Source organism: [Scytonema hofmanni] UTEX 2349 (assembly GCF_000582685.1).
Taxonomy (GTDB): domain Bacteria; phylum Cyanobacteriota; class Cyanobacteriia; order Cyanobacteriales; family Nostocaceae; genus Hassallia; species Hassallia hofmanni.
Genome location: NZ_KK073769.1, coordinates 652,421 through 664,447, shown reverse-complemented (window position 1 = coordinate 664,447; position 12,027 = coordinate 652,421). Strand labels below are relative to the sequence as shown.

The window sequence follows — 12,027 nt, the reverse complement described above, 5'->3', positions numbered from 1 at the left end:
CATCTGAGCTATTATCATTATCAAAAGCTTTTTTCTCATCCTTTAGAGGTATTGATAAAATGTACACAATCTTAACCTATCACAGATGATTAACATCTTGTCAGGTAAGGAATGTCCTTGATCGGGGTATTCAGTAAAAGCACGTACAAAAGTCCCCCCAATAAGACCTCCAGTAAATTCTCCGACTATACCCATCTCGGCAGCACCAATATCTGCAAATACCTTTCCTAATTCCCCAATCATATAATCTTTTACGAAGCCAACACGATTAACAATAGAGCTTTCAATAACAGGTTCGCCAACTTCTGTGGCAACATATTCCATCATGGACTGCTTGCTCAAAGCTTTCATATAATAGTTCCCTAAAACTAACTAATTTCTTGTTGTATTTTCAGAGTTTTGTTTTCTAAAACAATGCTCCAATAAGTATGTTGGTTGAATAAAATACACAATAGGTTAGCGCAGCGTAACCCATGCGTTTCAAAAATTGAGCGTTTATTTCAGACGGTAGAGGTTTTACAAAAAATTACGTCTTCCTAGAATGTTCTTTTTATCTCAACTATTTATGAGACTGATATTTTATTTTCAAGCTATTTCCTAACATGGTTATTATACCGTTTTAATGTGAAGCTGCATATAATTAGTTAGTCTAAAACCTGCTACATCAACAATGATTATATGCAACTTCATATAAAATTAGTATTAGATTACCGATGACTATGGGACGATGAAACTAATTCCCTGGTGCATATGATTTAGCTCTGGAGTGATTTAAGTAATCTTGGTCTACTTGTATACTTCCGCGTTGGTAATTAGAAATGTTTCTATTTTTCAAATCACGATTATATTTCTCGATCACATTGTTTCCCCTTTCTATTTCACTTGAAATATCATCTTGTGGGTATGTTGATTCAGCAGGTACTTGAGGCTGTGTGTACGTTCTTGGATAACTAGAGGGTATTTGAGGTTGTGTGTACGTTCTTAAATAACCAGCAGGTACTTGAGGCTGTGAAGATTTGATACTATTATCATTCGATCCCTGACTGCTAACACAGCCAAACATAGAAATAGTAGATAGAGCAATAATGATTTTGATACCCAGTTTGTGCTTCTTCATGATTTTCTCCTAATTGATATATCTCAGGTAGGGATAGAAGGTACTTGTAATTGGTTGTCACTCAGTTCAACAAAAGGACGCAAACCATCCTCATGATTCTTCTCCTTGTTAAATCTTTATTCGAGGTGATGCAACCTTTTTAATTGCTTCTATTCCTATTACTTTCTCGACTAAGTTGTTTTACGCAGGAAGGGAAAATAATTTTAAAAGCTTATTTTTTGGGCTTATAGATATAGATAAAATGCGATCGCCATATTAATATATGAGACAATTCCCGTAGGCGATATGGGTGGAGTGCGATCGCCATATTAATATATGAGACAATTCCCGTAGGCGATATGGGTGGAGTGCGATCGCTATATTAATATATGGGACAATTCCGTCGGCGATATAGATAAAATGCGATCGCTCTATGGATATATGAGACAATTCCCGTAGGCGATATGGGTGGAGTGCGATCGCCCTATTAATATGCACAATAATCCCCGTAGCGGATATGGGTGGAATGCGATCGCCCTATTAATATGCACAACAATTCCCGTAGCGGATATGGGTAAAATGCGATCGCGCTATTAATATGCACAATAATTCCCGTAGCGGATATGGGTGGAATGCGATCGCCCTATTGATATGCACAATAATCCCCGTAGCGGATATGGGTGGAGTGCGATCGCTAACCATTGAGTGAAAAATATCGGTTTTGCCTGTTGACCGTCAACAGTCAACAGTCAACAACCCTACATATAAGATTTTACAAATCCTCAATGAATTGCTCTAACCTTGATGCTGTTCTAACCAAGCTTCTAAATCGGTTAAACTCGAAAAATCAAGTAAAGCCTCAGCTAAATCATCCAACTGTGTTGATTCCAAAGCTTGGATTTGCAATAGCTGTGCAGGTGGAACAGTTCCAACTTTACGACGAAGTAGTCGCGTCACAATTGCTAAAGCTTTTTCCTGCTGTATATCCTGATAAATTACAGACTCGCGCATAGCATCACTCCGTAATAACCTTTTAATCAGTTCCTTGTTTAATACTAACCCAGTTAATATTGCCGTTGATGCAGCAATATTACTTTGGATTCGGGTGTCGTTGATTTGCTCAATAGCTTCTGCAACCTGTTGTAATGTTCGCGTTTTATCCTCAGTTTGACTGAGGGTGGCGAACGGTAACAAACCAGGAGTGTTTAAAAATATGTCGGTGGGTTGCTCCCAAAGTCGAATAACTCCAAATTCATGACGGGTATTTTCTAACACAAAAGCTGTTTGCTGGACTAATTCGGATGTGGTGGGTTGGAGGTAAATTACAACTTGATACATCCGCTTTTTGGGAAATCTGCGATATGTCCTTAACCGATAATCCGTCATCCGAAAGGGAATTTCGGCTTTTGGTTCGGTTTGGAATTCGATATGCAGGACAAGTTCATCGGACTGTAACAGAATTAAAGCATCGGCTCGAATCGGTTCGAGGGATAATTCTGATGGGCTGAGTTGGGTGAGTGCAATAGATTCGCCGAGTAGCCAGGTGGCGAAATCGGCTGAAAATGACTCTGCTAAAAAGCGACAGACGTTATCAAACATAGACAGGCATTATATCAGCCATGTTCTATATCTACTATGGCTTTTTTATAACCAATTTCTACATTTGTTAATTCATTTTTAGCTCAAGCGGCTTGATTAAAGGCAAACTCAGTTTACTTGAGTCAATTATTATATTTATTCTTGCAACTTCTTTAAGGTATTCATAAGCATTTCATAAGCAGCAGTATTTCCTTGCGCTTGAAAAAGTTGGGCTGCTTGCTGTAAATCTTGAATGGCTTTTTGTTTGTCACCCTTTTCAAGATAAACTAATCCTCGGGCTGTGTAAGCTTGAGCATACTGAGGATTAATCGCAATGGCTTTGGTGTAATCAGCCAGTGCTAATTCCCCTTGATTTTGCTCTTTGTAAAGAACACCCCGATTGCCGTAAGCGTCAGCAAGCTGAGGATTAATTGCAATGGCTTTGTTGTAATCAGCCAGTGCTAATTCCCCTTTATTTTGCTCTTTGTAAATCAGACCCCGAACTATGTAAGCTTGAGCATACTGAGGATTAATCGCAATGGCTTTGGTAAAATCAGCCAGTGCCAAATCCCATTGCTTCTGCTCTATGTAAATAACACCCCAAAGCCAAACCCTTGCCATAATAAGCTAAATGAACAAATGCTGGTTTCAGCTTGATGGCTTCATCAAATGCTGTTACTGCTTCCTCATAACGACTCAAGCGCCACAGTTGATTTCCCCTTTCTATCCATTGGCTGGGTGTTGCATTTCCTCTGTCGATATCTGTTGTTAATATTGCTGCTTGAATAGACTTTCTTTGTTCGGCATTTAATTGCGGTGCAGGAGCAGTTTCTACTTTTTGCGCTTGCACTCCCAACCTGCTTGCTAACCCTAAAAAGGTACTGGTGGGAATACCTAAACTATAACCTAGTTGTACTCTTCCTTTACTAGTACCCCTATCTCCTGTTTGCTCATCAATGGCTTGTTCCCCTTCTGCACGTCCATGAATCCCAATTACTCGTCCTTGGGAATCTAATACAGGACCCCCACTCATGCCACCATAGGTAATGCTGGTGTAAACTAATTCATATCCTCCGGTTAAGGAACTTGCTGTTTGTAATTTACCAGAACTATCAGTTTGAAAATCTGATTCTCTAGATTGTAGTAATCCAACTTCTAGACCGAAAATCTGTCCCATTGTCAACCACCAAGGTGAACTATTCCCTAATTTGGGATAGCCAGCAGTAAATATATAATCGAACATAAAATCTTTATCATTGGGGTTATAGTTTGCTAGGGTCGCTACTTGGTAATTCTGATTCGGTGCGGTAAATTTCAATACCCCTAAATCTACGCCCTCTTCTGTTTTAATCGTGTTTTTCTCTACCGGATATTGTTTACCATCTGGTGCAAGTATTTGATAGTTATAGTTACCACATGGCTTGGTAGCATCTTCTCTTTCACAAACAACGTGCGCTGCTGTTAATACTGTATAAGTATCCCCATTTTTAGCGATAATTATCCCTGAACCATTAACACTACTACTACTATCAATTCTCACAGTGATTTGTTTAGCTTTTTTTTCTAAGTCTCCTAACCATCCAGTTAATTGGGTTGTGGGTACGATAGGTTTTGATTTTGGTAAAGGTAAACTATAAGCAGTTAGTATATTTGTATTTACCTCAGCTAAAACGGTTGCAATCGGAATCCCCCAACTCAACTTTCGCATTTCCTGAATTTCTGACTCACTGGGACGGGAACCATTTTGGTAGACATAACCACTATTTAAAATTGGATAAGCACCCCGTCCATTAATTCCAATCAGCATCCCGCTACTGTGAATAATTGGTCCACCGCTCATCCCCTGTTCGATATTACTGGTGTAGCCAATTTGATATCCTTCCTTAAGGGGTTGGGAAATTTTTTGAATTTTGCCATGACTAAATACGATTTTTCCGTTTTCTCCAGAAAATCCCGCAGCAGTAACTGACATTGTAGTATTGGGAAGAAAATTTGCAACATCTTCAATATCTCTGGGACAGTAAATTTCATTGGTTTGAAATTGCAATAATGCTAAATCAAATTTTTCAAACTTAGTATTAGGGACAATTTTTGCAGTATGAGTTTTTCCATCTACTGTTTTAATATTAATCGAATTAACCCCTTTGACAACATGGGAATTAGTGAGGACTAAATACGTATTTCCTTTTTTAGCAAGTAGCGTACCCGAACCCCCATTATTATCGCCAATTACTTTGACTGTAATACGACTAGCAATAGTTTCTAATTGTTTTTCTGAAAACTCCCCAGCAAGAGCATCCTTTTCTGGGATAATCTCGCAGGTTGAATTTTGGGATACTGTTTGGGCTTTGGAAGTAAGTGTAATAGCAAAATTAGGAAACTGGAACAGTAAAATTGAGGTAATTATGGCGATGCTTTTATTCATGTTAATTTTGAGAGATTATGAAACAATGAGAGGATACTTGAAAAGATAAGAATACGCGATATATTGTATGTCCAATTTGTACAGACAAAGCGGGCAAGATGCCCGCAAGTTGACCTTTCTTACCTTGAAATTGGTAAACATCAGCAAAACTGCCATCTTCGAGAGTGCGATCGCCTTTACTCAAACTGCCATTAATTACTTGACCATTGAGTGTAATTGTCCGAACCGATGGTTCTTGAGTTCGTGTAAATAGGGTAGAAACTGGAGAAACATCTTTTTTTCTCGCAGCAACGATAAAAGACTGTACCTGGGGGACAGGGATAGAAAAATTCATCCCAGTATTGAATTTCCCAATTCCCGATGTATTCACACCAATTACTTGACCTTGGGAGTTGAGCAGGGGACCACCGGAATTACCCCCCATAATCACAGCATTATGTTGAATTTCTCCATCACTAGGGTCAATGCGAGTGATATTACCGGAGGTAAATGTATCGGAAAATTTTGCATCCAGAGGAGTACCAAGAGCAAAAACGCGATCGCCCACTTTTGCACTACCAGGAGCAGCTAAAGCAAGGGTACGCAAGTTTTTTTGTCCATGAATTTTCAGGATTGCTAAATCTAAACCACCCTTACCAAAACCCATCACATCTGCACTAAATTTTCTTCCATCGGGAAAAACCACTGTCACTACTTGAGGAAATTCAGCAGGGTTATAGGTTTTTGCTTCTTCTTCGCTTCGCGGTGATGGCTTGATTACATGAGCATTAGTAAGAATCAACCCATCCTGACTAATAACAAAACCGCTCCCATGACCCATTTCTGTTTTTACTGTCACTACGGCTGGGCTAGCTTTTTGGTATACTCTGCGGTTAAGCTGCTCATCAGATGTTTGCGCTAAAACACGACTAGAATAACCTGCCTCCCTTCCGTTCAGCGATAGTATTTGCTCGACGGTGCTTATACCCGTTAGAGCAAAAACGGTACATAGTGTTAAGATACTTAATTTTGATAATCGCTTGTTCATCATCGCTTTAGATTTAGTTCGTAAATTCCCCATTGGAAGTCAAAAAATGAGATTTTCAGATAATTGCGACTGAAATCACAATATCATGCTGATTTTTCTCTGTTAAAATACTTAAACAAGCTAATCTCGATAATGCGATCGCCTTTAGTCCCCACTGCTTGGATACGTTCATGTTGAACCCCTGAAAATTGCCTTCTAGTAGGATTACGGTGTGAGGAGGAATTTTTTACGCAAGCTCTAAACTTTTTTCTCAGCCATTGCCAAATTACTAGAGAATTTACCGAAATTAGTGTAAATTCCTCTCGCCGCAAACTCCGCTATATTGAAAACACACTGGATAAAGCGATCGCACTGCATCTTTCTGTAGAGGAATAATTCGGTTGAACAATTTTTGCCACTCAAATGCTTAATTTATCGTGGGTTACAGAATAAAACGGTTGAACAATTTAAGCGCACTCTCTCTAGTAGATTTGGTTTTCAGCAAAAAAATCGAATAAAACGGTTAAACAATTCTGTAAACTCTTTACTCATAAAGGTTTGGGATAGCTCAATAAGTTTAAGATTAAGTTGAGAAGTTCTGCTGCGGCACAATGTTATGCGATCGCACCTTGGGAAAAGTTTCGTTTTAATCCTCCTCCTTCTCGGCAGCAGCTGGAGGCTTTAGCTACTGTGGTAGGAGTTGACGCTGATAGCTTAGAGGAGATGTTACCACCTGCTAGGGTAGGGATGAATCTTGAAGCAATTCGATTATGTGGAGCTTGTTATGCAGAGTCGCCTTGCCATAAAATCGAGTGGCAGTTTAAAAAGACAGAGGGATGCGATCGCCATCGGTTACGCTTATTATCAAAATGCCCTGTATGCGAAAAACCCTTTCCCATTCCAGCTTTATGGATAGAGCAAATGTGTAATAAGTGTTCTACGCCTTTCGCTGAGATGGCAACACATCAAAAGCATTACTGATCGCACGTCGGCTATTGACACAGTGACTCTGCCTGTGACATTTTTTTAGCGATCGCTCTCCTGTTTTCCTACTGATTTTAACCAAGCTGATCAATTGTTTTTTGATCAACTTGTGGAGACTGCTGCCAATTACGAAGAATTACAACAGGCAGCACGGGTAAACTCTGCTGACAAATTCGCCTTGCTTTTCAATCAAATGTTAGATTCTCTGTTTGTTGAGCGAGTAGATCAAAACGAGGCAATTTTTGCACGTTACATGAATGACCGTGATTTTCAGAAAATGGTGTCAGATTGGCTAGTTTCAGAAGTATACCAGCGTCTCACTAGCAACTAAAAATCTCCGTATGACAATACAGCGATCCGCTATTTTTTTAGGATACAACGAGTTTGAAAACACGCTCTAGAGCGCCGGTCCAGTACAAATAGTTGACGTAAAGCGCAGGATATGGATGTTATGTTAATCGAACGTTTATGCACTTAGTTTTAATGCGATCGCTAAAAACTAGACCTAAAAATTTAGCCATCAATAGCCGTTTTGTCAAAGTACACGTAATGGCGTTTTTGTCAATATATATTAGTTGACCGGCGCTCTAGGCAATCTGTTGGGCTAATGAAAAATCCTCAGCGATGAATGTTAAATGGAATATGATTGCCTTAATCATTTGCCATTTGGCAATCAGGATGGTTATGGGTATTGCTCCGAAAATTCCAATTCAGAGACACTGGGATGTATTGAATTCATATCTACAACCCTTAAAAGATTATCCAATGGAACTCGACGAGTTTCTGAGACATTGGGATGTGTCACGAGAAGAACTGGCTTTTATCTGTGACTGTTCGCTAACAACCGTTAATCACTGGTTTTCCCAAGGCATTGACCAAAGGATACCAAGCGAGAAACATAAACAGCGCCTAGCATTGGCACACCACATCTGGACAGCAATCCAAACTGAACCAGAGTACCTCCAAAAGCTGCGGGATGTGTATCACCAAAAGCGACGCAGAAATTCTACTAAATAGCTACTTGCCAAATGGCAAGTTTTTATTGCCATTTGGCAAGGGAAAACTTTAATATTATCTATCAGAATTCTTCTTGATTTTTACCGTTGTTGATCAATTTGCACCCAAAAAGATTACTATGCCTGATCTGTTTTCCCAAATTCCACCAGTAGCGATGCCAGAGGTTATTCCCAGCGAATTACCCCAGCAGAAATTTCATCTCGGTGAATGGGTGCGCTGGTTTCAAGTACCCAATGGCGACTTCGGTCGCGTCATCGGAGTCATATACACCCAACAAGCTAGTTGTATTGCTACTGGCTTGCACTACTTGATTTTGTTAGATGAGCGCAGTCCCTCTCGTGACACCTGTAGCTGCGACTTCGCTTTCGAGCAAGATATCGAACCCCTGGATAACTTATCCTTGGAAAGGCTGGACAATCATGTCTGAAGCGCAACAATATCAGCAGTTGCTAGAACTGCACAACCAAATGTTCATGTCTCCCCAAGACTTTAGTTACCGTTGGGGATTAGATTATGAAGAATTAGCAAAAATCTGTGCCATCTCTAAATCGACGGCTTATCACTGGTTGGGTGGACAAAAAAGCCGCCGAGAAGCTGGATTACCTTACCAGAGAATTATGGCTGTGGCTGATTTTCTTTTTGCCAATGCCGAAGTAATTAATCCTTTGTTGGAACAGTGGCATAATTCTCCACCACCAAATTAATTCTTCAGTTTTTGCAAATTGACAAAACTTTTCTTCATCACCTTGACTGACATAAAAAATAAGTAGTAGGGTGCAATTTATCGTCACCAGCCTACCCACTGTTCCATGAATCGCTCCACCAATGACTCGTATTACCTGCCCTCTAGTATTGAATTGACAGAAAATCATGTCCTGATTTATCGCTTGGCAATCCCTATTGAAAATGCCATCAGCTACTTACAACAATTTCCCCAGTCAGAATACGAGGATATTTGCCTGGATGCTTTGGAGTTAGGATTTATGTGCTTGCAAACTGCTCAAACTCGTCATGGCAACGAATTAATTAAGCAGCAGATGGAATCTTTATTGGTGGAGTTTCAGCAGGCAGTGAAAGTAATTGCTCACTCTTTTGGGCAGGAATTAGTTAATCAAGTAGGGACAGATAATGGTCAATTATTAGCTCCGCTGCAAAATCAAATTAATCTGACTTCAGCCGTCCTGACTGAAAAACTCAATAGCGTCAGCACTTTGCTTACACTTGAAATTGACCCTGCCAGAGAAACTTCTGTTGTTGGTCGCTTTCTGAATTCATTACGTCAGTTATTAGATGCCAAACGCTCTGATTCCATTCAAGGCGCATTTAAAGCAGCATTAATAAATGCCACTAAGGAAAATGGTACTCTGGCTGCGGCAGTTAAAAATGTGGTTTCTGAGTCTGTAAAACCATTAACCGAACAAGTGGAAAAGCTAACCAGAGAAATTCGAGATCAACACCTGACACAACAAGTACTTGAGCAGACAACTGCAAAAGGCATCAACTATGAAGAATTAGTCGTTGTCGAACTGCGAAATTGGTCAAAATTGAGTGGAGTAGAGGTGGAGCATATTGGACGTGATGGAGACACGGGGGATATTCTCATAAAGTTCACCAGTCAATCGTTAGCTGTAATTGAACTGTCAATAGTGGTTGAAGCTAGAAAACGACCCTCAAAACCTTTTGGTCGCCAAGCAATCACTCAACATTTACAGTCAGCAATGGTGCGGCGTTCTGCAAATTCGGCAATATTTTTAAGTTATTCGCGTGAGGGATTAGCCCAGGAAATTGGTGATTGGGCAGAGGGAGTTTCTGAGTCAGGTTATTGGATTGCCACAACTCATCCATTTTTAATTATTGCTATCCGCTTTTTGGTGATCCAACAAAGGTTAAATAAATTGCGTACCTTTGAATCACAACTGGATGTGACTGCTGTTGAACAACAGATTCAGCAAATTCGCACAGCTTTGGGACGAATCAGAACTATAAAAAAATCTCTGACAGAAATTGGTAAGGGTGTGGCTGTGATTAAAGTTGAGGCAGATGCTTTGAACGCAGATATACAATCAGCATTAAAATCAGTTGAACAAACACTGAGTATAAAATTAAATTAGCATATTAACTTGAAAAAAGTTAATAAACTGTAACAATCCTAATATTTAAGACAGGAAAATAATGCAACTTTTCTGATAAAACTATCAAATTTAAATTGCTCAAATGCTTATTAGATAAGCATTTGATGTCAATAAGGTAAATTTAAATTATTTATTACCTTATTTAAATTCACAATTATCATTATTTGACAAACTAATTCATCTTAAACACATGACAGATAATTTATTTGATTGTAGCAAACATTTTTAATATTGAAGAATGTAGTATTTATAAAATTTCATTTGATACTTTACATTTCTTATTATTATCAATAGTAAGAATAAAACATAAGAATAAATAATTTTAATTTATATAAACACCGTATGGCAATACTTTGAGGCTTATTTGATATTAAAATATAAATTGTTTTGTTTAACCAAATTGATTGCAAACATATTAAAAGTTAGGTGTCATATACTAAGTCAAGATTATACAGGTATAAGGTATTTATTTTTGCTTAAATTTTAGTTAAAAAGCCAGTATATTTCTCATATCAAATAACAGAGATTTCCTCTAAGTTGTTATTAACCTAAATAGAGGAATATTTGATGCCTAAATTCTTTTTAAATAAACTATTAGATAGAAGACAGTCCTTGTAAAGCAGCACACCGCCAATCGGAAGTCTGTGATTAATAATAATCAATTTAGGAGATTTTAAATGTTTCATTTGTTCGACAATTTTGTGACTAGTTACGGAATCGCAGCTAATAATCGTGGGGAAAATGAAGGTTCTCTACTTTCATTCCTGCCAGTTCTCCCCTATCTCCTAAAACAGTTAAAAGCCCTGTCAGTTTCATCGAACCCACAAAGCTGAGGACACCATGAGCGTTATTACAATTCAATGTCGGTTGGTTGCTGAAGATGACACCCACCGCCAACTGTGGGAACTGATGGCGGAAAAAAATACACCACTAATCAATGAATTATTAGAACAATTAGCACAACATACTGACTTCGATAAATGGCTAAAACAAGGTGAAGTATCTAAAGAGGCTATCGAGACGATACAAAAATCTCTCATAACTCAAGAGCGTTTTGCTGGTCAACCAGGTCGTTTCTACACATCAGCAGTTACTTTAGTCAAGGAAATCTACAAATCTTGGTTTGCGTTACAGCAGCAACGACAACGCAAAATAGAAGGAAAAGAACGTTGGTTAAAGATGTTGAAAAGTGATATTGAATTACAGCAAGAAAGCCAATCCAGCTTGGATATCATTCGCAACAAAGCTAACGAAATTTTGAATTCATTTGTGGCAAAATTCACTCAGCCAATAAAACAGCCATCAAAAACAAAAAAAGGCAAAAAGAAAAAAAAGACTAAAGATTCTACACTATTTAAGGCATTATTTGACCTGTACGATAAAACGGAAGACTCTTTATCTAAATGCGCTATTGCTTATTTACTCAAAAATGACTGTCAGGTTAGCGAACTTGATGAAGAACAGGTTCAATATGCTCAACGTCGTCGGCGAAAAGAAATAGAAATTCAACGATTGAGGGAGCAACTCAAAAGTCGAAAGCCAAAAGGAAGAGACTTAACAGGAGAAAAATGGTTAACAACTTTAGAAGAGGCAACTAACCAAGTACCCCTGGATGAATTTGAGGCAAAATCTTGGCAAGCCAGTCTCTTAAAAGTAACTAGCGATATACCGTATCCGGTTGATTATGAAACCAATACAGACTTAGATTGGTTAATATATTCGTATCCGTTCAGGGGGGGGTAAGTGACGCAACTGGGGAACGCTACGCTAGATTGGGCGGTACCGGGTA

At 38.8% G+C, this 12,027-nt stretch carries 14 protein-coding genes; 7 read left to right on the top strand and 7 right to left on the bottom strand.

Annotation, left to right across the window (positions count from 1 at the left end; genetic code table 11):
- Window positions 1–42: 42 nt before the first annotated feature.
- The 7 genes from TOL9009_RS0133070 to TOL9009_RS41345 form a co-directional block, all read right to left on the bottom strand.
- A complete protein-coding gene (locus tag TOL9009_RS0133070) occupies window positions 43–351 on the bottom strand; it encodes a hypothetical protein (protein ID WP_029637643.1) in 309 nt (102 codons plus the stop codon).
- A 382-nt stretch (window positions 352–733) separates the two neighbouring features.
- Window positions 734–1,117, bottom strand: a complete 384-nt coding sequence (locus tag TOL9009_RS0133065; RefSeq protein WP_029637642.1) for a hypothetical protein — start codon at window positions 1,115–1,117, stop codon at window positions 734–736.
- A 255-nt stretch (window positions 1,118–1,372) separates the two neighbouring features.
- The gene (locus TOL9009_RS46530; protein WP_144238443.1) at window positions 1,373–1,594 is read right to left on the bottom strand and encodes a hypothetical protein; all 222 of its coding nucleotides are present in this window, start codon (window positions 1,592–1,594) and stop codon (window positions 1,373–1,375) included.
- A 297-nt stretch (window positions 1,595–1,891) separates the two neighbouring features.
- Complete coding sequence (locus TOL9009_RS0133060; protein ID WP_029637641.1) at window positions 1,892–2,695, bottom strand: Rpn family recombination-promoting nuclease/putative transposase; 804 nt, start codon at window positions 2,693–2,695, stop codon at window positions 1,892–1,894.
- 135 nt (window positions 2,696–2,830) lie between these two features.
- Window positions 2,831–3,295 (bottom strand): tetratricopeptide repeat protein, encoded by a 465-nt coding sequence (locus TOL9009_RS49855; protein ID WP_072022207.1) that lies wholly within the window; start codon window positions 3,293–3,295, stop codon window positions 2,831–2,833.
- Window positions 3,228–5,099, bottom strand: coding sequence for a trypsin-like peptidase domain-containing protein (locus TOL9009_RS41350; protein ID WP_051503185.1), 1,872 nt, complete (start codon window positions 5,097–5,099; stop codon window positions 3,228–3,230). Before TOL9009_RS41350 ends, TOL9009_RS49855 begins: the two co-directional genes overlap by 68 nt.
- A gap of 1 nt (window position 5,100) precedes the next feature.
- Entirely contained in the window at window positions 5,101–6,159 is a 1,059-nt protein-coding gene (locus tag TOL9009_RS41345; protein ID WP_242055266.1) for a S1C family serine protease, read from the bottom strand.
- A gap of 534 nt (window positions 6,160–6,693) precedes the next feature.
- Here TOL9009_RS41345 and TOL9009_RS41340 point away from each other — a divergent pair.
- From TOL9009_RS41340 to cas12k, 7 genes are all read left to right on the top strand, one after another.
- Window positions 6,694–7,086 (top strand): TniQ family protein, encoded by a 393-nt coding sequence (locus TOL9009_RS41340; protein ID WP_313770087.1) that lies wholly within the window; start codon window positions 6,694–6,696, stop codon window positions 7,084–7,086.
- 94 nt (window positions 7,087–7,180) lie between these two features.
- The gene (locus tag TOL9009_RS0133040) at window positions 7,181–7,420 is read left to right on the top strand and encodes a hypothetical protein (RefSeq protein ID WP_029637640.1); all 240 of its coding nucleotides are present in this window, start codon (window positions 7,181–7,183) and stop codon (window positions 7,418–7,420) included.
- 293 nt (window positions 7,421–7,713) lie between these two features.
- Window positions 7,714–8,106, top strand: coding sequence for a hypothetical protein (locus TOL9009_RS48605; RefSeq protein ID WP_199341328.1), 393 nt, complete (start codon window positions 7,714–7,716; stop codon window positions 8,104–8,106).
- A gap of 118 nt (window positions 8,107–8,224) precedes the next feature.
- A complete protein-coding gene (locus TOL9009_RS0133030) occupies window positions 8,225–8,533 on the top strand; it encodes a hypothetical protein (protein ID WP_051503234.1) in 309 nt (102 codons plus the stop codon).
- The gene (locus tag TOL9009_RS0133025) at window positions 8,526–8,810 is read left to right on the top strand and encodes a hypothetical protein (RefSeq protein ID WP_029637637.1); all 285 of its coding nucleotides are present in this window, start codon (window positions 8,526–8,528) and stop codon (window positions 8,808–8,810) included. Before TOL9009_RS0133030 ends, TOL9009_RS0133025 begins: the two co-directional genes overlap by 8 nt.
- Before the next feature lie 105 nt (window positions 8,811–8,915).
- Complete coding sequence (locus TOL9009_RS0133020; protein WP_029637636.1) at window positions 8,916–10,217, top strand: hypothetical protein; 1,302 nt, start codon at window positions 8,916–8,918, stop codon at window positions 10,215–10,217.
- 861 nt (window positions 10,218–11,078) lie between these two features.
- Window positions 11,079–11,981 (top strand): type V CRISPR-associated protein Cas12k, encoded by a 903-nt coding sequence (gene cas12k / locus TOL9009_RS41330; protein WP_051503184.1) that lies wholly within the window; start codon window positions 11,079–11,081, stop codon window positions 11,979–11,981.
- The last annotated feature ends 46 nt before the right edge of the window (window positions 11,982–12,027 follow it).